The sequence below is a fragment of the Petrimonas sulfuriphila genome (assembly GCA_038561985.1).
Classification (GTDB): domain Bacteria; phylum Bacteroidota; class Bacteroidia; order Bacteroidales; family Dysgonomonadaceae; genus Petrimonas; species Petrimonas sulfuriphila.
The window spans coordinates 3741902-3766024 of sequence record CP073276.1; the positions used below are offsets into that span (position 1 = coordinate 3741902).

14 protein-coding genes and 3 pseudogenes are annotated in these 24123 nt (G+C 39.1%); 13 read left to right on the top strand and 4 right to left on the bottom strand.

The genetic code is table 11. The annotated features are described in order from the left end of the window. Nucleotides 1–63: 63 nt before the first annotated feature. Nucleotides 64–975 carry a dihydrodipicolinate synthase family protein gene (locus tag KCV26_15875; GenBank protein WZX36740.1) on the bottom strand — a complete coding sequence of 304 codons (912 nt, stop codon included), beginning with the start codon at nt 973–975 and terminating at the stop codon, nt 64–66. Between the two features lie 106 nt (nt 976–1081). Continuing rightward, entirely contained in the window at nt 1082–1822 is a 741-nt protein-coding gene (locus tag KCV26_15880) for a FadR family transcriptional regulator (GenBank protein ID WZX36741.1), read from the bottom strand. A 247-nt stretch (nt 1823–2069) separates the two neighbouring features. On the opposite strand from KCV26_15880, the gene KCV26_15885 reads away from it, so the two are divergent. The 13 genes and pseudogenes from KCV26_15885 to KCV26_15945 all read left to right on the top strand — a co-directional run bounded on the left by KCV26_15885 (nt 2070) and on the right by KCV26_15945 (nt 21326). Continuing rightward, a complete protein-coding gene (locus KCV26_15885) occupies nt 2070–2486 on the top strand; it encodes a helix-turn-helix transcriptional regulator (GenBank protein ID WZX36742.1) in 417 nt (138 codons plus the stop codon). A gap of 82 nt (nt 2487–2568) precedes the next feature. Further along, nucleotides 2569–3381: pseudogene (locus tag KCV26_15890) on the top strand (KilA-N domain-containing protein). 4 nt (nt 3382–3385) lie between these two features. Beyond that, a pseudogene (locus tag KCV26_15895) lies at nt 3386–4121 on the top strand (virulence RhuM family protein). Nucleotides 4122–4458: 337 nt separating this feature from the next. After that, nucleotides 4459–5205, top strand: coding sequence for a hypothetical protein (locus KCV26_15900; protein ID WZX36743.1), 747 nt, complete (start codon nt 4459–4461; stop codon nt 5203–5205). A gap of 285 nt (nt 5206–5490) precedes the next feature. Further along, entirely contained in the window at nt 5491–6756 is a 1266-nt protein-coding gene (locus KCV26_15905) for a DUF4935 domain-containing protein (GenBank protein WZX36744.1), read from the top strand. Between the two features lie 241 nt (nt 6757–6997). After that, nucleotides 6998–7417, top strand: a complete 420-nt coding sequence (locus tag KCV26_15910; GenBank protein WZX36745.1) for a hypothetical protein — start codon at nt 6998–7000, stop codon at nt 7415–7417. 1 nt (nt 7418) lies between these two features. Next, the gene (locus tag KCV26_15915; protein WZX36746.1) at nt 7419–11087 is read left to right on the top strand and encodes a hypothetical protein; all 3669 of its coding nucleotides are present in this window, start codon (nt 7419–7421) and stop codon (nt 11085–11087) included. A 17-nt stretch (nt 11088–11104) separates the two neighbouring features. After that, nucleotides 11105–13729 (top strand): hypothetical protein, encoded by a 2625-nt coding sequence (locus KCV26_15920; GenBank protein ID WZX36747.1) that lies wholly within the window; start codon nt 11105–11107, stop codon nt 13727–13729. A 35-nt stretch (nt 13730–13764) separates the two neighbouring features. Then, complete coding sequence (locus KCV26_15925; protein ID WZX36748.1) at nt 13765–15291, top strand: putative DNA binding domain-containing protein; 1527 nt, start codon at nt 13765–13767, stop codon at nt 15289–15291. Further along, complete coding sequence (locus tag KCV26_15930) at nt 15281–18049, top strand: DEAD/DEAH box helicase family protein (protein WZX36749.1); 2769 nt, start codon at nt 15281–15283, stop codon at nt 18047–18049. The genes KCV26_15925 and KCV26_15930 overlap by 11 nt, the downstream gene beginning before the upstream one ends. Then, on the top strand, nt 18042–19508 hold the full coding sequence (locus tag KCV26_15935; protein ID WZX36750.1) for a PglZ domain-containing protein: 1467 nt from the start codon (nt 18042–18044) through the stop codon (nt 19506–19508). The genes KCV26_15930 and KCV26_15935 overlap by 8 nt, the downstream gene beginning before the upstream one ends. A gap of 1 nt (nt 19509) precedes the next feature. After that, the gene (locus KCV26_15940; GenBank protein ID WZX36751.1) at nt 19510–20121 is read left to right on the top strand and encodes a hypothetical protein; all 612 of its coding nucleotides are present in this window, start codon (nt 19510–19512) and stop codon (nt 20119–20121) included. A gap of 209 nt (nt 20122–20330) precedes the next feature. Beyond that, nucleotides 20331–21326 (top strand): annotated as a pseudogene (locus KCV26_15945) (IS481 family transposase). A gap of 399 nt (nt 21327–21725) precedes the next feature. On the opposite strand, the gene KCV26_15950 reads toward KCV26_15945, so the two are convergent. Both KCV26_15950 and KCV26_15955 read right to left on the bottom strand, forming a co-directional pair. After that, nucleotides 21726–22193, bottom strand: coding sequence for a hypothetical protein (locus tag KCV26_15950; GenBank protein ID WZX36752.1), 468 nt, complete (start codon nt 22191–22193; stop codon nt 21726–21728). A 19-nt stretch (nt 22194–22212) separates the two neighbouring features. Then, nucleotides 22213–23265 (bottom strand): hypothetical protein, encoded by a 1053-nt coding sequence (locus KCV26_15955; GenBank protein ID WZX36753.1) that lies wholly within the window; start codon nt 23263–23265, stop codon nt 22213–22215. Nucleotides 23266–24123 lie beyond the last annotated feature (858 nt).

Consider the following 24123-nt stretch of genomic DNA (forward strand, 5'->3'; position numbering starts at 1 on the left):
AAAATAATTGTGTTTTTAAATTCTTCCAGAAGGGGGTATTGTTTAGAGGACACACTCCCTTCTCTATTTTACCAATAAACCAATGCCCTGGAGGTTCTCCCTGAGAGCATCATACTCTTCCCTTTCGAATGTGGCAAAAGGAGGGCGGCAGGGTCCACATTCGATTCCAATCAGATTCATGATGGCTTTTCCGCCTCTCACGCCACCTCCATATTGAATAATGATTTTCACCATTTCTACCGACTGCATCTGAAAGGCACGCGCCGTTTCCACATCGTTACTTTCCATAGATTTCAGAATATTCAGATAAACATGGGGTATATAGTTATACGTACTTCCCACACCGGCTACGGCTCCGAGTGCTAATCCACAAATCAGTGTCTCGTCGAAGCCATGCAACACCTCAAATGCCCCGTTATCCAGCTGAATACAGTCGCCCATTTCCATCAGGTTGTTGTGTGTAAACTTCACTCCGGCCAGGTTGGGAATAGTTTTTTTCCCTTCGTGAAGAAATTGTGCAACCGAAAGGTTTACCCCGGTCATGGAGGGCATGTTGTAGTAATAGAATGGCAATTGAGGAGCGGAAGAAGCAATGGGCGTAAAGAAATCGATCAGATCCTTCACTTTTTCAGGCTTGAAAAAAGAAGGGGCGATACATCCGATTCCATCTGCGCCTTTCACTGCAGCATGACGTGCCAGCTCCATTGCCTCGCGCTGGTTATTGCTGCCCACATGGGCAATAATTTGAAAGTCTCCTTCACCACGTTTTATCCATTCCTCCAAGATCAGTTTTCTTTCGACAGTGGTGAGGGAAGTAAACTCTCCTGTCGTCCCGCAAACAAATACACCCGATATTCCGGAATCTTTAATATGCTGTGCATATTTTCTGATCACAGAATAATTTATATCGCTGTTAGTATCAACGGGTGTAAAGGTTGCAGCAATTAGCCCTTTTAGTTTTTTGTAATTGTTCATAGATATTTTAATTGGTAAATATACTTTTTGTGTTCGGCTGATGATTACAAGGACGAAAAAGCCTTATAAACACTTTAAATAGCAACATCGCACTGTACCGATCAAATCAACCGTTTTGCTGAGCAATGTGATATTGATTTCTTTGACTGATAAAAATTCTGTAAACCTCAAAATGCTCCTCCAAGGCCTTTCTATACCTGTCTTCGTCTCCATCTTTTAGTAACTGTAGCAAGTCCTGATGGGTTACAATCCGCCCTTCCTCTTTTAAACGGATATTAATGGGTGCCAGAAACTCCTGAAATTTGTCCTTCACAAATGTCATCACAGGATGAATGATATTCTGGAATTCGGAGATAGTTTTGTTGCCAGTTATTTTATAAAGCTTTGTGTGAAAAGCAAATTCACTAAAAGGAGCATATTCGTTGTTTTCATACATGATTCCTACATTCACAATCTCTTCCAGATCTGCAATATCATCAGGAGTAATTTTTCGGAATATTTCACTACAAATGCCTATTTCCAGAACAATCCTAAATCCGAGAATATCAAAGAGGGTATCTTCACTTAGAATTCTCGGATCAACAGCACGTTTCATTCCGCCGAATATAGAAGGCTCGGAAAGTACCATGCCCCGTCGTGTGCGTGTCTCCACTATTCCCATCATCTTCAGTCGGCTTAATGCCTCCCGTACTACACTCCTCGACACCCCCAATGAGACGGTTAATTCCATTTCATTAGGAATAGCATCTCCTTTTTGCAAGTCCTTCTCTTTGAAATAGTTCAAAAGCCTGTCCTCGACCTGATCTACCAGTGTAGTTGAATTGTTTTGAATCCTAAGCCTTTCCATCGTAAGATTATTTTCAAATATATTTTCTCACTTAAAAATGAGCGATGTTTTCAGATAAAAATGCACAACAGATATTATTAATCTGATTTGTCTGACAAATAAATGAAGAATATTTTAAATATTTGTTATAAAACCTGATATTTAACAATAATATAACTTTTATTAACGTATTGAGAGGTGAAATTTATTGCAGACTACATTCATTTATTTCCAGAGGTAAAAGTAACCGATAACGAAAGAACAAAAAGTGAAAAACACCCATCACGGGCACGCTATCAAGCGTTTCCGTCATACACTGGACATCAAGCAGGAAACCCTCGCCGTCGAAATGGAGCTTAGCCAGGCACTGATTTTCACCTACGAACAGAGGAAGGTCCTCAAAGACGATGTAATCGAACGTTTTGCCAAAGCCCTGAACGTGGCTCACGAACTGATCAAGGAAGTGGAAGAAGATCAGGTAACTTTGATAATTGAAAATAATACCTTTGACAAAGGATGTATGGCTGGTATTTATTATAATGATGGTGATATTCATAACAACTCCGATCCCATTGAACAGATTCTGGAACTGAACAAAGAGAAAACAGCTCTCTTCGAGCTAATGCTCGAATTGGAGAAAGAAAAGAGCGCCCTTCTGGAGAAGTTGTTAGAGGACAGAAAATAAGGTTTCGAGGAATGTGCAGTCGCCTCTGATATTACTTCATTTTGCCCTACACATCGACTTTTAATTATACCGAATATGGATTATGTCTTAAATAACAGAAAAGGGAACAGATATAGTCTTTTACAAAAAGTCAGAAGAAGGCTATATTTCACTGACAGACATCTCAAAAATTCGGGACAAAGACAATCCTTCACAAATAATCAGCTTGTGGTTAAGAACCTACAGCACAATCGAATATATCGGGTTATGGGAAATGCTGAACAATCCGGATTTTAAACCCCACATTTATGAGGGGTTTAAAAACGAATCAGCAAAACCTCACTTCTGGATGTCATCTCAAAAATGGATTTCCGAAACAAACGCGATAGGGATAACCTCAAAATCGGGTCGCTACGGAGGAGGCACGTATGCTCACTCGGATATTGCATTTAAATTTGCAGCATGGATTTCAGCAGAGTTTGAACTCTATCTCGTAACCGAATTTAAGCGACTAAAAATTGAGGAGCAAAAAGCGTTAGGCTGCTCGGCCAAACGGGAACTGTCGAAAATCAATTACCATATCCATACCGATGCTGTAAAGCACAATCTGATCCCGGCAAAGCTTACCCCGCAACAAATATCAATCGTGTATGCCAGTGAAGCGGACGTGTTGAATATGGCTCTTTTCGGGATAACGGCAGGACAGTGGCGTGCAGCCAATCCCGGATTGAAAGGCAATATCCGTGATTACGCAACCATCAACGAACTGATATGCCTGTCGAATATGGAGAACATCAACGCCGTCCTGATCAACGAGAAAATTCCACAATCGGAACGGCTGCAAAAACTTAACCAGATAGCCATTCAACAGATGCGGGTGTTGCAGGAAGTTGAGAATCGTAAATATTTGAAATAAGACGATAGCGCAGCTTTATCAAAGCTTATTTTCAGCCAAAATATCTTTGGTAACGGCTTTTGGAAACGTTTAAGGAAAATGAACTTGACAAAAAAAGCAATGTGCATTTTTTGCACATTGCAAATTCTGACAAGCCTGTTAAATTTTACAGTTTGGATGTTATCATATCAGTTGGTTATCGGGTAAAATCCATCAGAGGCACACAATTCCGGCAATTTGCCAACAAAGTATTGAAAGAGTATATGCTTAAAGGTTACGTCGTCAGTCAACGCATAGATAAGTTGGTGAGAACCGTTGCCGAACAGGGCGAAAAGATAGATTTCTTTGTTCGTACATCTCTCCCTCCAGTGGAAGATATTTTTTTCAACGGGCAAATATTCGATGCCTATGTATTTGCTATCAACCTAATCAAGTCAGCTAAAAAATCACTGATCCTCATTGATAACTATGTCGATGAAAGCGTTCTTTTGATGCTGACCAAAAGAAATTCTGGGGTTACGGCCATTACCTATACCGGAAAGGTATCCGAGGGACTTCTTTTAGATTTGCAGAAACATAATAATCAATACCCGGAGATAATCATCCGGGAATATAAACAAGCACATGACCGGTTCCTTATTATTGACGAAACCGACGTATACCACCTGGGAGCATCACTGAAAGACTTAGGGAAAAAACTGTTCGCTTTCTCTAAACTGGATATTGATGCCCGGATAATAATTTCTCACTATAATATTTAATTAGCATATTTATTCTTTTGGATCTGCTTCCGCTTTGCCAATATCCAACATATAGGAGAACACATCAATAAAATATACTCATGGAAGAAAACTCATAACTTTTTAACAATATCGTTTTTTTATCCAAATAATCGTTATATTTGCGATTCAAAATACTGATACTTATGCAACACACAAGTTTCCATCAATTATTTATCCGGATTCAACAAACTTTCGTAAACACCCCTGTTGCGTGTAGATATACGAATGTTTTAAATTTAACATTTAGGCAAGGAGGAGATTGATTGGGTGAAAAACATGTTAGTGGTAAGCTTTGCGACAGTATTTCGCCAAAAGAATGAACAAAATGAAATTGACACCTGAACAATTTATACTGCTTGAAAATTCTTTTCTAAGACATTTTCCAACACAGATTCCAGACGAAATATTTCAGGACTACAAAACGATTCTTGAGTATAAAGACCTTATTAGGTATGCAAAACCTGACAAACGTATTTTAAATCATCTTCTTGACACTGTTATTGAAAAAATAAAAAGCAATCAACGATTTCAGAAAATTACCTTCATCAAGTTAATTCGCTGGCAATATGATAACTCTTTTATTGACAGCAAAACTTCTGACAAATTGTTTTTCGTTTTCAAGTCATTAATAAATGAAGTCAATGAGACGATTGTTTGGAGTTTAAGCGTGACAATTAAAGACATTGAACTTTCACAAGAAAACATTGACTGGCTCATAGACAATTATGAAATTTCAGAACACATACAAAATAGACTTCTTCGTTATCCTAAACCCAACAAGGCAATAACAACTTGGTGCAACCAAAGACTGAAGAAAAAAGACCTAGACAATCGTTTATCCGAACTAATTGGACTGAGATTAAACTTTGATACCAACTTCACCTACAAAGACAAAACTAGCTTGATTTGGGGTATTCATTATTCCAAGCTTTCAGACAAAACGAAAAAGGAATTACTTCTTAAACATTTGACTCCTGACAATTTTGAAGAACTAATAAAGATTTGCGAAAAGAATAATTACATTGACATCATTTCACAGCTTTATAATGAAATTGACAAATAAAAATATAGAAATTTGTATAACGGACAGAGAAGCACGACCGCATAACACGGATTTTGTGTCAGGCGGGGTGACGTGTAAACTTGATGCTTTGTGCTCCGAAACCCGCCCTAACGCAAATCCCGAAAACTTTAGGCGTAATTCACCCTATTCCAGAGACATTGACTACTTAAGCTAACGTAATAGAATGGTCAAAAAAGTGAATGAAAACTGAATAAAACCCATAATATAAACCATTGAATTACTGACATTTAATTTTAAGTTAGTCAGAAATTAAACAGAAAACATATGAAAAAGAAATTTATTGGATATTATTCGCCAGATAAAAAAGAAACTGACGAAGCTTGGAGCAAAGGAGTATTTGCTTTTGATGCAAATACACTTTTAAACTTATATCGATATACGGTAAATACAAGAAATGATTTTATTCGAGCATTGAAAACGATAAAAGATAAGCTATTTCTTCCATATCAAGCCGCATTTGAATATCATGAAAACAGACTTGGGGTAATTGAAGGAATCGAAAAATCATATGATGATATTAATTCTCTTCTTATAGAAAATTTTGATAAAAACTTACAAAAGCAATTAAATCACTATAAAAAGCATCCGTCAATCCTAATAGATGAAATAATAAAAACACATGATAATTTCTTGGAGAATGTATCCAATGAGCTTGAAAAACAAAAAGCGAATCATCCAGATTTCAAAACTGAAGATACTGTATTAAATGAAATTACTGAACTTTTTGATGATAGTGTGGGTGAAGAATTCTCAAAAGATGAATTAACTAAGATTTATTCAGAGGGAAAAGAAAGGTATGCTAATGAAATCCCTCCTGGATATAAAGATGAAAACACAAAGCAAAAAAAAGGGCTCAGAAACATTTATGGTGATTTGATTGTCTGGAAAGAATTAATTAATTATACGAAAAACAAAAAAAATCCTCTCATTTTTATAACTGATGATAGAAAGGAAGATTGGTGGACAATTGAAAAAGGGAAAACTTTAAGACCAAGAGAAGAATTAATAAAGGAATTTTTTGATTTTACAGGAATAAGAATTCTAATTTATAATGCTGACCAGTTTTTAACTTATGCAAAGGAAAGAGGTTTGCTACCAGAAATTAAAGATGAGACGATTGAAGAAGTAAAAGATATTCGTGTTTCAGATGAAAAATATTATACTAATTTAAGTGATATTTTGAACACACACTCACTTGCTTCAAAGAGTATTTTAGACATGCTAAGTGCTCAGACCTGTAAACCAATTAATATTTCTGACACGTTAAGTTCTCAAGCAATTACTTCAAAGAGTATTTCAGATATGCTTAGTGCCCAATCATATAAACCGATTAGTATTTCTGATATATTGAGTTCTCAGGCAATGACTTCAAAAAGTATTTCAGACATGCTAAGTGCTCAAAAGTTAGCATCAAAAAATATATCTGACTTTTTTGATTCTTCTTTGAATAAAACTGACAGTCCTAAGAAATCTATGAAAAAGACTAAAACAAACGGTGATGATGAAAAAAAATCTACACCTAATAAATAGGACTCTGAACGGTCGACACGACCCAGCGATGAGTCGGTGTTAAACTATACCCACCGTTTGCGGTTACTATGTGCTTAACGATTTATTTCTCAATTCAGTCCAATTAACGATATTACGATTTATAAAAATCTTTGAAGAGATTTGAAATATCTTCGTTATCTTTGCTATGTTATATTTCGTACACTACTTTGGAGAATAAGGATAGATTACTGATCATCCTTTCAAAGAAGAAATCCCATAAATGGAAACATGGAAACAACATATCGCTGTAGATTCTCGGCACAAACTGCTTTTTGTTACCCGTGTGATAGAAGGTATATCGTTTGTGGATGTGGGAACCGAATTATCTACAGCTATAGAGCCGGCACTTCAAGATAAACGGCTTTCGATGATGGCCGAAGAAGCTCTCGATAAGATTATAAATCAATATACAATACATGATCCTGATATTGGCGATTATGTTGCTATCCGAAATATTGGTATTCTCTTTGAGCCTGCATTACATATCAATCTTCATGCTAAAGTCGATTCGTGGTCGAGGACCAGAGTGTTAATCATTCATCACGAAGGTACTATTCATAACCATGTCTTCTTTCTTACCACAAATAGCGAAACCAACTATTCATTAAACTTGAAAGATATAACATATAAGATCTTATAGAATGAGATACAGGGATTTGATACAATTTGACCCGATTGATGAAATCATCATGTTTGGGAAACTCTACAATGATGATTATCGTGCAAAAGTGGTGAAAAACTTTGTGTTTTCCAGTACCTTTGAAAACTACATTATTCCGAAAATCTGTGCAACACTCGATTTGAATGCCACTACTGAGACAAAGGGTATTCAGATTGTGGGAAACAATGGCACTGGTAAATCTCACTTGATGTCGCTATTCTCCATCATTGCTGAGAATGCAGACTACTTACCCATGGTACAAAGTGATAAAGCGAAAGATTGGCTCAAAACGATTGCGGGGAAATACATGGTTTACCGTTTTGAATTGGGGCACAATCAGGAATTGTGGGATATTATTATTTATAAGATTGATTCGGCTTTGGCGCAATGGGGTGTTGCCTATTCCATATCGGATGATGATTCTCCTAAATCTTATTCTGAAAAGATAGAGTGCATGATGGCAGCCTTTGAAGAAAAATACCCTGAAAAAGGCTTTATGCTTGTCATCGATGAAATGTTATCTTATTTAAAAGGTCGGAGTGAACCCGCTAAACTGAATCGTGATCTGGCTGTTTTGCAGGCGTTGGGGCAAATGAGCGATCGCACTCATTTCCGTATGGTATTTGGAGTTCAGGAGCTTATTTACCGCTCTCCCGAATTTCAATTTGCCAAAGATATGTTGGGAAGAGTTAACGAACGATACGTTGGGCTCACCATTCAGAAGGAAGATGTTCAGTTCATTGTACAACAACGATTGTTGCGAAAGAATGAGCATCAGAAAGCACAGATTCGTCAACATCTGTCCCGGTTTTTAGTCATGTTCCCAAATATGAATAACAACCTGGATACTTATGTGAACTTATATCCCGTACATCCAAGCTACTTTGATAATTTTTCTTTGATACGCATCGGCAAAAGTCAACGTGAAGTGTTAAAGACACTATCCCATAAGTTTGAAGGTATCATGAACGATGAGGTGCCTACAAACGAGCCTGGCCTTATCTGTTATGACTCCTATTGGAAAGATATGCAAAACAATGTAGATCTGAAGGCCGACCCCGATGTGAGTAAGGTGAGCGATATTACTGAACTGGTTGATCAAAAGATAAGAGATAACTTTACGAAGGGCCTTGCTCCTAAAAGAGCGTTGGCTCACCGTATTGTAGCTGCAGCGGCCATCAAGATGCTTCAGGCGGACCTTAGTCAGCACAACGGTGTTACAGCTGAATCTTTGGCCAACGACCTTTGCCATATCGATCATACGTGTGAAAACTACGATGAGTTGGTAGATTTGGCATTTAACCGTACTTTGGATGCGATTGTCTCGGCAACTATCGGACAATATTTTGAAAAAGGAGAAAACAATGAATACCACCTCAGAATAGAAGGAGGGGTCAATTACGAACAGAAGGTGAAGGATTATGCCGCACAGATGGGAGACGCTCAGAAAGATGAATACTTCTTTATGTTTCTGGCCGAAGTACTGCCGGTGGAAGGCGAGACTTACCGTCGCAATTTCCGGATCTGGGCGCACAATATAGAATGGTTATCCCACAAATGCCATCGTGCCGGATATATCTTTATGGGTAATCCAAATGATCGTTCAACAACTCAGCCACAGCAGCATTTCTACATCTACTTTATGCCTATCTTTGATTCAGCTGGAAAATCTTATCCTACAGAGAAAGATAGCGTTTTCTTCCTGATGGACGATTTGAGCGATGAGTTTAAAAAGAAAGTTACACTCTATGGTTCCGCTCTCTCTCAAGAAGGCAGTGCAAGTAGCGATGAAAAGCCTCGTTACAAGCAACTCCGCGAAAAATACTTTAAGGAAGCACGTGAGCTTTTCAACCAACAGTTTCTTGCCAAAACCATGGTGGAGTATTTGGGTGAAAAGCTTGCTATGGAGACAATGCAGGGAGCACAGGCAGAATCAAAAATTGATGCCATCAGTGCGGTCACTTCTTATATTATGGAGCCGCAGTTTGAGGCAGAGAACCCTCATTACCCGAAGTTCTCACAATTGGGTCAACCTTTAACACGGGAAAATCGTGATAATCTTTTGCGTTCAGCGCGTGCTAAAATAGCCAACCCTACCATCATTAACCGAAATGGAGAAGCCATCCTGATGGGACTTGGTTTGTGGAATGACGGTCGCCTTAGCACCGATCACTCGCAATATGCCCGTAGTCTGAAGCAGAAACTGGAGGCAAAAGATGGTCAAGTAGTGAATCGGGATGAGTTATTGGATTTGTTCTTCGATGAAACACACGAGTACATCTCCTCCGATTTTCATATTGAGGCCGATTTGCAAATGTTGGTGATGGCAACCATGGCAGCCTTGGGTGAAATAGAGATTGTGCTACAAGGAGGAACTCGTATCAATGCCAGCAACATTTCCGATATCAACAAACTGAATCCGCAAGATAATTACACATTCTCGAATATTTGTCCCCCAAAAGGATTGAATGTTACCTTGGTTCGTGAGTTGATGTTGGGCCTGCTGGGTATAGACCGTGTGAATGAATTGGATAGCCCAAACAGCAGTGTGTTTGCCGATTTGTCGAGCAAGGCACAAAGCATCGAGAATCGCGTGGTCACTTTACAGTATAAGATTCAAGGAGGCTATCGTTTTGCCGGTGACATTGAAGTGATCTCAAGCGAAGAAGCTTCGGAATTTGACAAGGAACTTGTTCGTTTAAAAGGCATTTGCAACCAACTTCAGCGATACAATACCAAAGCCAAGATGCGCAATATTGATTGGTCTATCGATGTGGTTAAAAAAGCGATGAACGAAACTTTGCGGAAGCTGGATGACACAGAACGTATACTGGAAGAGTTGAATATCTTCAAGGATATGATTGGCTATCTACGCACCGCTCTGTCCAACATCAATGAACCCAATCTCAAAGAGGATATTATCGCAGGCATTAACAATATTAAAGAGGTAATAGGCCAGGACAAAATTGTGATGGATGCCTATAAATCCGAACTTAAGACCCTAAAAGAGCGATATGCCGATTGGTATATGAGCGAATATGTAAAAGCACATATCAGTGAGATTGACTATAGCAAGGCACAGAAACTTAGGGCCAATGAGTATAAACAGGTGTGCGATATTATTCGCGATGCACCTTTCATTCACCCCTCCCGGTATGATGCATGGTTAAGAAAATTAGCACTGCTGCAAGTTGTGAATCCAACTGTCAGTAAGCAGACAATTCTATCCATGCCCACAGCTCCCGATGGCTTCAATCCCACACTTCAGCGAGAGCCGCTGCCACAAATTGGAGATTTACAGGATGAATTAAACGAAATCTATGCTGAATATGAGCAACAATTCCGTGATGCTCTGGATGATCCTACAACTAAGCGCAATCAGGAGATGCTGAGCCATCAGGAAAAGACCATGATTCAGCAGTTTGCCGATGGAGTGATCAAACTCAATCGGCAGTATGCACATCCGTTGATAGAAATTATTACTAAATTACAGCGTAGTTTCACGAAAATCGAGATCAATCATGGGGATATGCTTCGAATCTTTTCTAAGCCTATGACTAAGCAACAAGCTATTGAGGCTTTGGCTGAATACATAGAGGCCCAAAGCCGTGGACACCGTCCGGAAGATGTACGTATCATAATCAAATAAAGAGAATAAAACCAAATATGAGCAATAAAGACCCCAGGCTGTTTCTTGATGATGAATTTGAGGAGACCAATTTGAACCCGGAACCCGTAGTTTGCCTTGGAATGGAATTTCCATGTGAAGAGGCTCGTCGGGATTATTTTCGGGAAGAGCTTCGCAAGAAACTGCCGGAACTAAAAAAGATAGAAGGCTTTCCTATTGGAGAGGATGATGACATTGTCAATCTCTCTGATCCCCCCTATTATACAGCTTGTCCCAACCCCTGGTTAAATGGTTTTATTGGGGAATGGGAAAAAGAAAAAGAAGAACTGGAAGCAGCAGGAAAGAGAAAGGCTCGTTTTGAAGTGAATGAGCCTTATGCCGCAGATGTCAGTGAAGGGAAAAACAATCCCATTTATATGGCCCATGCTTATCACACCAAGGTTCCTCATCCAGCTATCATGCGATATATTTTGCATTATACCCAACCGGGAGATATTGTATTTGATGGGTTTGCTGGGACAGGAATGACAGGAGTGGCAGCACAACTTTGCGGTTCAAAGGAAGATGTGGAAGCATTAGGAGTGAAGAATGCCAAAGTGGGCGTTCGCAAAGCTATTTGCTCCGACCTTTCACCTATTGCTTCGCTTATAGCTGCCTCTTATAATTTGAAATTCGATGTACAATCTTTTGCAAAAAAAGCCAATGCAATACTCAATCAAGTAGAAGATGAATTGGGTTGGATGTACGAAACGGAGGTAGACGGAAAAAAAGCAAAGATTAATTATACAATTTGGAGTGATGTTTTTGTTTGTCCTTCGTGTGGACAGGAAATTACGCTGTGGAACGAAGCCGTTAATCTTCAGGAACAAAAAATTAAAGACTCTTTTCCTTGCCCACATTGTGGCGCTACCTGTTCCAAAAAAAGCATGGATAAAGCTTGGGAAACATCGTATGATTCCTTGTTGAATAAAACTGTAACCATGAACAAAAAAGTTCCGGTTAGGGTGAATTATACCTGTAATGGGAGACGCGGGGAACGAGATGTTGTACAATCTGATTTAAAATTATTTAAAAAAATTGATGGAATTGATATCTCAGATTTGTCTTCAATAAGGATGCCTGAAGGAGATGAATCCCGGCGAAATGACAGAATTGGAATAACTCATGCTCATCAATTCTATTCAAAAAGAAACTTTATCTATTTAAGTCGAGTTTTAGAATTGGCTAAAGGAGATATTTTTCTTCAAACATGGTTGACTTCAGTGTTACAAAGAACAACGTATATGAGCAAATTTATGTTTGCCGGAACAGGGATTGTTAGTGGTACTTTATATATTCCTTCTCTAAACAGAGTCTATTCTCCTCACCCATTCTTAACAAGTAAGTCAAATGCTTTTACAAGAGCATTTTATCATACACGAGGAAAGACTGCCATTAGCATTAATTCGGCTACTCAGCTTTGCAATTTACCAGATGCTTCCATAGATTATATCTTTACTGATCCACCCTTCGGGTCAAATATTATGTATTCCGAATTAAATTTCATTTGGGAAGCTTGGATAAAAGTAGCAACCAATACCAAGGAAGAAGCCATTATAAATAAGGTTCAGCAGAAATCGCTCTTTGAATACCAGACTTTGATGAACCGCTCTTTTCTAGAGTATTACAGGGTATTAAAACCCGGGAAGTGGATAACAATAGAATTTAGCAATACCTCTGCTTCTGTGTGGAATTCAATTCAAAATGCTTTGCAGGGAGTTGGCTTTATCGTTGTGAATGTTGCAGCACTTGACAAGAAACAAGGTTCTTTTAAAGCAGTAACTACTACAACTGCCGTGAAGCAAGACCTTGTGATCACTTGCTATAAACCTTCAGATGAATTGACATTCAAATTTGAGGATGCATTGGACAAAGCTTCAAATGCGATGGATTTCATAGAAGAATTATTGGTGCATTTACCGGTACATCAAGAAAAAGACCATTCTACGACAGCCGTAGTGGAACGTAGCCCTAAGATTCTTTATGATAGACTTATTTCTTACTATGTGCGGCATGGTTATGCCATTCCCATGGATGCCCAAGAATTTCAAAAAAATCTTCGCGATCGATTTATTGAGCGCGATGAGATGTTCTTTACGGCTTCTCAAGCACTGGAATATGAAGACAAGAAGAGTAAGACGACAGGTATTGTGCCAATGGCTTTGTTTATAGGTAGTGAAGCGGAGGGCATTGAATGGTTGAAGCGTGAATTGGAAACACACCAGACCTATTCAGAATTGCAACCTGAATGGATGAAGAATATGACTCCCACTAAGAAAGGTGATATTCTTCCTGAGCTATCTGAAATTCTGGAAGATAACTTCATCAAAGACGCTGATGGCAAATGGCGCAAGCCAGACGCCGAAAAGGCTGCCGATATGGAGATTATGCGGGGAAGAAAGATGATGAAAGAATATAATATGTATCTGGAACAAGCACAAAAGCCAAAGGCTAGGCGGATGAGAGATACCCGTCTCGAAGTGCTTCGCTATGGTTTCAAGGAGTGTTACAAGCAAAAGGACTACCAGGCAATTATCACAGTGGGCGACCACATACAGGAGTCTCTGCTTCAAGAAGATGAGATTCTGCTCCAGTATTACGATATTGCTGTTTCAAGAGTGTAATCTCTTAGAATGTTGAGTTGTTAAAACGACAGTGTATGACCAAGGAAGAGTTGAACGAGTTGTTGCAAACGGATGAAAATTTTCGCATAGAACGTACTGCTTCCACTTCCAACATGGATAAGTTTCAGGAGGCAATCTGTGCTTTTTCCAATGATCTTCCCGGTTCCGGGAAGAAAGGCTACCTACTTATAGGTGTCAATGATGATGGTTCGGTGAGCGGACTTAAAGTGGATGATGCCCTGGTAAAAAAAATTTCCGGAATTCGTTCAGACGGCAACATCCTCCCTTTACCTGTAATGAGTACAGAAAAGGTAGAAACCGAAAAAGGCGATGTGCTTGCCGTCGCAGTTACTCCTTCTCTCTTCACTCCTGTCCGCTACCGAGGTCGCGTTTTCGTACGCATCGGCCCACGTAAGGATATCGCTTCGGCTGAAGAAGAACGGATCCTCACCGAACGAAATGCTGCACATCTAGCCACTTTCGATGTAATGCCCTGCCGAGAAGCAACATTGGATGATATTGATACAGATATCATCAAACAGCAATATTTTCCTCAAGCCATCGATACCGAAACACTCGAAACAGATACTCGTAGTTTTACGGAACAGATGGCCTCTCTACGCTTATACAACAAGCAATATGATTGTCCCACAATGGCAGCAATCATACTTTTTGGTAAACAGCCTAAATATTTTATGCCGGGTTGTTATGTGCAATATGTTCACTTTGAGGGAACAACAAAGGCCGGCAAAATCATCAACGAAAAAGAATTTAAAGGAGGATTAACAACTTTGTTACCTCGATTAGAATCATTCGTAGCCGATGCTATTGTTACGCAACGACCGGAAGAAATAAGTCTGCTACGCGAAAAAACGGTTACAAACTACCCCGGAGGAGCTTTACGTGAACTTTTGATGAATGCCTGCATGCACAGAGATTATCAGTCAAACACTCCCATTCGACTCTATCAGTTTGACGACCGCATTGAAATTATGAACGCAGGCGGACTGTATGGCGAAGCTCGTCCGGAAAACTTCCCCCATGTGAATGCCTACCGCAATCCTATCGTGGCAGAAGCAATGAAGGTAATGAAGTACGTAAATATGTTCAATCGAGGCATAAGCCGGGTGCAGGAATACCTTCAAACCAATGGCTCTAAGCCGGCACATTTTAATGTGGATAAATTAACCGTCTTTGAAGTGGTGGTTATGGATGCTAACGTTACGGCTTTAGAGCGAACTCATGATGAACTCCGCACGAAGTTGGCACAACTTGATGACAACTACAAAATTCGCGTTAAATCACTGATATGCAACATCAATAGGGACTATTATAGTGCGAGAGAATTGCAACTTCGTATGAACTCCGCACAAACTCCGCTCGAACTCCGCACGAGCTCCGCACGCTATTTTATGGTGCATATTCTTAAACCGGCTATCGAGCTTGGTTGGATAGCCCCTCTCTATGCAGACACCCCCCACCACCCCAAACAAAAATATAAACTTACGGAGTTGGGCATTACAATGAAAGTTATTCTTTCAGAGGAGAACCATGAAATATAAAGGCAAAAATGTAGAGATAATAGGCAGTAAAACGCTATTTGGCAAGGAAACTCTCTGGATTCGTATCCTGGAGGATAACAGTTTTGCCCAAGTGCTTCGTTCTGATCTGGATGATGATCTGAACAGGAACTCCAACAGGGGTATGGCATACGTTCGTTATATGGCTATAGCGGCACGTATCAAAGAGGAAATGGCTCAAAAGCGATTGTTGGCCCCTTATGAAAGTAGCCTTATTCCTTTGCCACACCAAATACTGGTATTGGAGAAAGTAATGCAGGGTATTCAAACCCGTTTTTTGTTGGCAGATGAAGTGGGCATGGGAAAGACCATTGAAGCTGGACTTGTGATAAAGGAGAAGAAATTGCGCGGCGAGATAACGCGAATCTTGTTGATTGTGCCTAAATCGGCTATGCTTCAGTGGCAACAGGAGTTGAGGGAGCACTTCAACGAGAACTTCCATATCTACAACAGTGATTTTATTTCGGGGATGGCTCGTACTTTTGCCAGATTTGAAGCAGAAGAGGAGTTGAATTTCTGGAAACAGCATCATCAAATCATTGTTTCTACTGATGCGTTGAAGCCATTGTCAGCTCGACAAGGATGGAGCCAGGAGAAAATTGATGAATACAACAAGTATCGCCTGGAAGCCGTGGTGAATGCTGAATTTGACATGGTTATTATTGATGAAGCCCACCGCATGGGTGGAAGTACGGCACAGGTATCTCGCTATCAATTGGCCGAAACACTATGTAATGCCGTGCCGAATGTGTTGCTTCTCACCGCTACTCCCCATCGCGGCAAGAGCGATCATTTCCGCAGAGTGCTCAAATTGATTGATGCCGACGCTTTCCCGGGAGACGGAATGCCGAGTATTGAAGAGATTGAGCCTTACGTGATGCGTTCAGAAAAACGATATGCGGTGGATTATGACGGGAAGAAACTTTTTCAGCAGCGAATGACCATACGATTGGATGTTCCACTCAACGAAACAGATCATCGCTTACAGATAGATTTATACAATCATGTAACCAACTATGTGAGGTATTGTTTTGGACGTGCCAAGCGAGGTAATAGGAATGCTACAGGACTGGTGATGGTGATGATGCAAAAGTTGGCAAGTAGCAGTACGGCCGCTATTTTGGCTGCCATGGAAACTCGTTTGTGGAGGTTGCAACATGGTGAAACGGATGATGACATTGACGACTATGATGAAGAGGGTGTAGTCGACTTTGATGATTTAGATACGAACGACTTTTCGGTTGCAATACAGGATAATGGCTTTTTCAATGAAGAAACAGCACTCCAAAAATTGATTGTGGAGGCACGCACCTGCCTGGAAACAGAACAAGATGCCAAAGCGACAGTTTTGGTTCGGAAAATCTATAAACTGCAAGACAAGTACAACAATTCTCAGTTAAAAGTACTGGTGTTTACCGAGTTTCGCAAGACACAGGGCTATCTGAAAAAAATCCTTGAAGGTGCAGGATTGACTACGGTGGAAATACATGGCAGCATGGATTTGGCGGAACGACAACAGGCGCTTGTGAAATTTAAGAACGAAGCCAATGTGATGGTGGCAACGGATGCGGCGGGTGAATCGTTGAATATGCAGTTTTGCCACATCGTTTTCAATTATGATTTGCCTTGGAATCCAATGGCCATAGAACAACGCATCGGACGTGTAGATCGTATTGGTCAGAAATTTCCGGTAGTTGCTTTCAATATGTTGACCAATAACACGGTCGACACCAGAGTATATGAGATTATCGTGGAGAAACTGGATGCCATACTGCAAGAATTGGGAATTGACAAAACCAATGATGTATTGGACTCTACTATCGATATGAAGCAGGTAAATCATCTTTATCTGCAATCATTGCTCGATCCCCATCGATTTGATTTTGCCAGTGACAAATGGCTGTATGAGATAAAAAGCAAACTCAACGATTATAAATCTACGGAAGGTATTTTACCTGTTTTTACAGGAGATGATATAAAAAAGGAAAGTACCGGTGAAATAAAATACAGTCCGCTTCCTGTATGGCTGGAAGAGTTGATGGATCTTTACACGATGAATGAAAAGGGTAAAATTGTGAAGCGATTGTCCGGTGTTTCCGAATACGCCATCAACGGATATAAACTGGAAGCTGTATTTGAAGCAGACAAGCTGGGTGATAATCCTGGTTCGGAACATCTTACTTTGCAACATCCCGTCGTGAAACGAATTCTGGATGAGATGGATGGGAATAGTCAAACGATGGTTCCTGTAATTGTGTCTAAAAATGGTGGTGAGACATGTGGCTATCTGACCTTATGGAAAGTGTTGGCCAAAAACAACTACGAAACCAAAACAACTTATTCTGCTCAGTTTATTACCGATGCGGGCAGGGTATTTGCTCCCTACGGCAATGATGTGTGGAATAGATTGGTGCAAGAGAAAAACAGTTTTCAATATGTGGGTGAAACAGAATGCAATCTGGCTATAGAGGAAAACCAAGCCTTAAACAATAATCTTCATGCCTTGTTCCATCGGATGGAAGCCGAAATTCAAAACGTTTTGCAAGCAAGAGCAGAGAAAAAACTGAAGGCTTGGAGTTATGCAGAGAATCGGCTCAACCGCATTGGCATTGAAAACATTAGAAATGCCAAGTTACGAAAGCTGACTACAGAAAAAGAAGAGTGGAAAAGTGCTTTTGTCAAAGGGCTTAGCGTGGTGCCCGACGTGAATCATATCTTAACCGTAAGAATTGATGGATGAATTTATTCATAGGTTAGAACAGAGGCTTACCGGTGAAGGTAAGCGTCTCAGTATTGTGAGAAATCCGGATGGTTTCTTACAACGGCCAGACACACAACAAGCCGTACTTAACGCTTGTGGCTTGCTTTTACTACCAATCTCTTCTTCACTTGAACTTCGTGTGAGGTATGAACTGTACGACAAAAACACCCGAGAGCGAATTTGCTACATCATGGATGACCCATCATCTGTCTTACCTGATATTAAGCGATTGTTATACAACGCCCATACCTTTTCAATTCCAGATCTTATGCCTGCTTGCAATGAGGCTGAAATCCGTCAAGCTCGACTAACATTTGGGATGGCTTCTTACATCCACAACAAGAAATTCGTTTATAACCTTTCTGCTGTTGAAACCAAAGAAGTGATTGAAGAGGCAAAAAAACGCTACGGAGAAGACATAAATGAACTGACTACAAAACTAAAATCAATCCCATTAAAATGGGAGAAGGTGGAAACGATGGATTCCATTTGCCACATCTTACTCAAGGCGATTAGCCAAGGAGTTTATGATAAGATGGAGTCAGCTGTAGAAATTATTAATGAAGATTTCCAACAATATATTGCCGAGAAATATTTTGCTTTGTCTTCATCGTCACACATCGTTAAGCCTAAAACGGTAAATAAAATATTGCCTCATTTGGCTTACAAACACAATCGTACCGAAAAGGTGGCGTTGGTTGTGATAGACGGTATGACGTTTTGGCAATACCTGATATTGGAACAAAAATTAACAGGGTTGGGGATTAAAACGAAGAAGGATGCAACCATGGCTTGGATTCCCTCTATTACCAAACTATCGCGTCAAGCTATTTTTAGAGGAAATATTCCACAACAAGATTACGGGCAGACTCCCATCGCTGAGGGAAGACTTTGGAGCGAGTTTTGGTCCAATCGTTACAGGGGTTCCAAACAGATGCAACCTTATGAAATTGCCTATACACACGATAGTCTCTTGACAGATGACAACGTTCTGTATAAACAAGCGTTTGTGGATGTCAGTCTGGATCGTAAAATGCACAGCTCTTCCAGCAATAAAGACTTATACGATTTGACGGAAAACTGGGCAGAAGAAGCAGCAGAGAATATCAAATTGTTGCATGAGCAGGGATATACAATTTATATTACTGCCGACCATGGCAATATCATGGCTCATTCCTGGCGATCGCTCAATTCACAGGAACGCACATTTTTATACGAGAAAGAAAGCAAAGGGAGTAGACATCTTATTTATTCAAATGCAACCTACCTGGACAATTTTATTCAAAATAATCCGGAGATTCATAAAGAGTTGCTTGTACATGATAATTGGGCCGTCTGGAAAAACAGTCGATGCTTTAAGGGAAAAGATGAAATAACCCATGGAGGTTCCCATTTCCTGGAGGTAATCGTCCCTTTTGTCACAATAGAAAAAGATTGAAATGGAAAAAATTATAGGTATCAACCAACGAATAAGTATAAATGTAATGGAGATGGCAATAAAAGCTTGTCTCGACGGCAGCTTCACGCCTGAGTATGCTGCAGACTTGGCTGCCGGTGAATACCAGGGCGCAAACCGAATCAATAAAGCTCGCAGTATCATTGGTAAATTGACACAACGCAACCCGCTTTATCCTTTCATTGAAGAGCACAAGCAGGAATACCTTACAAGTATCAAATACACCGGAGACAGAGCAATCATATACGCTGCTCTGATCAATGCAGCTTATGGCTTTGGCTATGATGCCATGGTCATATTGGGAAAATTTTTCCATGTGCAGGAGCAAGTATTCACCGGCCTTATCATGAACCATATGTCATTGATGTATGCAAGCAATCGCTCGCTATCAAATGGATTGTACTGCATCATGCCCATGTACATTGAAGCGGGTCTAATTAGCAGGAAAAAAGTTGGTGTGTATACGAAGAAAGATAATTCGATTGTGACTTCTTTCGCTCGGGATTTGTATATCAAATCATTTTTTGTGAATAATCCCATGCTTGAGGAGAGTAACCACGATTATGCAGACCATCCCTATTTTGAATTTATTTGATCATTCTAGTTATAAAAGATTATCCATAGTAACATGCATGTTCGAATTGGTTTCATCATCAGTCACCATTTGTTTACTTTACAAAAAGTGGCTTTATAAATAATAATAGATAAATTGAATTAGTTTAGATTTAATCTGACAGTTAAGGGCAAAAACTTAAATTTGTAATTGCACAAACAAATAAAGTTCAACCCTTAAAACTGTCAGAAATGAATTCAGAAACGAAGTTAATCAAAAACAAGTTAGGACTGCTTAAATTAGCAGAAGAATTAGGTAATGTCTCTCAGGCATGCAAGTATTTAGGATATAGCCGGGATACCTTCTACCGATACAGGGAACTGGTGGAAACCGGTGGTGAATTAGCTCTCAAGGAGATCAGCAGACGAAAGCCCATCATCAAGAATCGTATTGAACAGGAGATTGAAGATCGGGTAGTATCATTTGCAACAGAAAACCCTGCTTTTGGTCAGGTCCGTGTTTGCAATGAGTTAAAAAAGGAGGGTGTTTTTGTATCACCATCTGGAGTTAGAAGCATATGGTTGAGAAATGATCTTGAAACATTCCGCAAGCGTTTGAAAGCGCTGGAAGCAAAGGTTGCCCAGGAAGGAATCGTACTCACCGAAGCTCAGGTTGTGGCTTTGGAAAAGGCCAAGGAGGAAAAGGTTGCCAGGGGTGAAATTGAAACTTATCATCCCGGTTATCTTGGAGCCCAGGATACGTATTACGTGGGGAACATCAAGGGCGTGGGACGTATTTATCAGCAGACATTTATTGATACATACACGAAGGTCGCCACAGTTAAACTTTATGATCGCAAAGTAGCTCTTGTTGCTGCTGATATGCTGAATGACCGGGTGCTCCCTCTTTACGACCAGTACGGGATCCCATTGATGCGGGTGCTCACTGACAGGGGAACCGAATATTGTGGAGCAAGAGAGCATCACGAATATCAACTCTATCTGGCGATTGAGGATATCGATCACACGAAGACCAAGGCAAGAAGTCCCCAAACAAACGGTATCTGTGAACGTTTTCACCGGACAATGCAGGAAGAGTTTTATGCGACTGCATTCCGGAAGAAAATATACAGAACGATCGAGGAATTGCAAAACGATGTGGATATCTGGTTGAAGTACTACAACAACGAGAGACCTCATTCGGGCAAATATTGTTACGGTAAGACGCCGATTCAGACCTGGAAAGATAGCCTTCATCTGACAAAAGAGAAATTATTGGATACTCTGAATCAAAATTTTGTATCTTTGACTCCGTCGGATGAAGAGGAAACAGGCGCTGCTGGAGAGCAACTTGTCAGAAATAATCCGACTGGCTGGAATGGCCGAGGGGGTGAAGATACCCCCTCTTACCACTTTCCCATTCCGGTCAGCTATGTCTCAAAAAACTCAAATCCATAAATTAAAAAATGCCCACTGTCAGATCAAGTCTGAACTATTACAAACTATCAATATTTAAAATTTCTCAAACAGAATAATATTGAAAAATAACTATTCCGGTCATAAATGACTTAGAAAACTCAACGTTAAAATGTATCGAATCTATTGTTATAGGACAATTAATTACCTCCTCATTAAATCAAAAGCTTCTCATTGTTCGATCAATACCCCTGAAAGTGTAGTTGCCTTCTCACCGGTTCTTTTAACTTCGATATTGCTGAAGGTTACTTTTAATTTATTATTTGATAGAATCTCTACTTTCAATTTATCACCAGTACGACCTGTAGCAAAGTAAAGACTCCCATATGCTGCCACTCCAAGAGTAGCTTTTGAACTAGGACTTGACGATTCATAAACAAAAAAATCAGTCAGATCGTATAAACCAGCTGTAGTGGGTTTATCACCAAAGTAAATGCTTAATGAAGTATATGAATCATCCGTATAGGCAGTTAGACTTTCCAGCTCTGATCGACTATCATAAAGAGTGGAAGTCACTTTATAAGTTTCTCCATATAATGTCCAATACGATGAGTTGCTACCATTAACATCATCTTTGCTGCATGAGTTTAAAATAAACACGCACAACGTCATAAATAAATAATTTGATATTTTTCTCATACTCGTTATTTTTTTATTTTTAATCAATTCCAAAGCAGGTAATTTTAATCGTTGTTGCCTCTTTTTTTGAACTTATCGGCATAAAGCCATATTCACCGGGCTGTAAATTGTCGGGAACAAGTATTTGATATATATTGTCTTTTATTTTTCTAAACTCTATTTGAATAACAAATTCTGATAGATCTGCACCTTTCCCTCCCATTGACATTTTCGACATGATGAATCTTCTTCTGTCTTTCTTTACTTCCTTTGCTTTTACCAAATAAAATATTTCTGAAGGATCACTATCATTCTCTACTTTCACTATTATTGGGGCTATTTTTCCTTCTCCGAATCTAGAATTTGATTGAGAGGGAAAGACCGTATAAAATACTTCCGACCCTCCATACCCAAAAGCAACTACTTTCACATCAATGGACGCATCCGCTCTTTCCATGCTTTTCAAAGTTTCATTAGAAAAGAAATAAGGTCTTAACGAAAATTCCGGTATGGGACAATCTTCCACAACTGTGTGGTTAAAAGTATACTCTATTGGGGCTACTCTTGAGTCAGTTTCTCTATTGGTATTATTACTGCGTCTATCGAAAAAACCTCTTTTTTCATTGTTAATGTTTTGCAAACTCATAATATTGCCTTTCCCTTGTGGCTCCTCAATCATTAGTTTCACAACGTCTTTTGGAACTTTCGCTGTTGTTAAATCAATTAAACCATTTGATGAAACGTCATATTGGTGATTTGTAGCAAGCATCTTATCTTTTATGATACTATTAGATATTTTAGCCTTATACATTCCAATAATATCTTCATTAGTAATTGTTTCGTTTGGTGGAGAAGAAATAAGCATTTGTTTAATAATATTATCCGATATTTTTGCATTTTTTAAATCAATTAATCCTGACATACTCAAATCAAAATCACATTGACTTGAAGTTATTTTTGTAAGAATAACATCATCTCCTATTTTTGCAGACTTCATTGATATAATATCCTGATTAGTTATCATATCTTGAGCCATAACTTGGAAAGAGGTTGTCAGTAAGACAAGAACAATTCCAAAAATAATTTTTTTCATAATTATGATTTTTTTCTACCTACTCTTTTCCCCGGTTTTCGGTTTCCCCGTTTTATTCTTTATTACCATCAACATTAAGTTAAAAAACAACACTAACAATCTGCCCCAATCGTGTTTTCTCAAAATTATCACTGCCTCTCTCCAAAAACGTCTATACTTTTTGGTAAAATCGTCTAAACGCTTTTAGAAGGAGATGCTTGTATGTCTTCAATCTAAAGTTTACCACTGCAAGTAAAGTTAATTTATCACTAGTATCCACTAAAAAATTAAGTTTTAATTGAATATCATTTTCATCCATATTAGTCTCTTTGAAGAAAATATCCCTGACAGGAGTTTTATCCAACAACGAAGCTCTCAAGACTCTCAAGACTTGGACATCTATTTTCGCTTGTAAATATCATTGTTTCAATGCTATATCTATTTAATTTAAAAGTTAAAGTGGACACAAGTGAACTTATATATTGATAAATTAAACTTATACAACTTTTTTATCACCTAACGAATATTTTTTTGTTCACTTTTGAGCATCCTCTCATTTTTTTTGTATTTCCTTTTCGCAAAGTTAAGTTAAAAACCATTCCAAAAAATAGCAAATTCTTAAATGAAATGAGTCATTCATTGTTCGGTCAAACCCATTCATTATTTGGTATTATCTATTCATTAATCAGCAAAAAATATTTTTGAAAGAAGATATTTAAAGCAAATGTCGTTAGTTTTCAGGATTAAAAGATTAGTTTTTTGTTTGAATATTTTGTTGTTGAAATAAGAAAAGCATATATTTGCCCTTGATAAATTGGTAAATCACAAATACAATTTAGATTAACACTTTAAATACAGCTTAACAGTTGAAGATTGCCG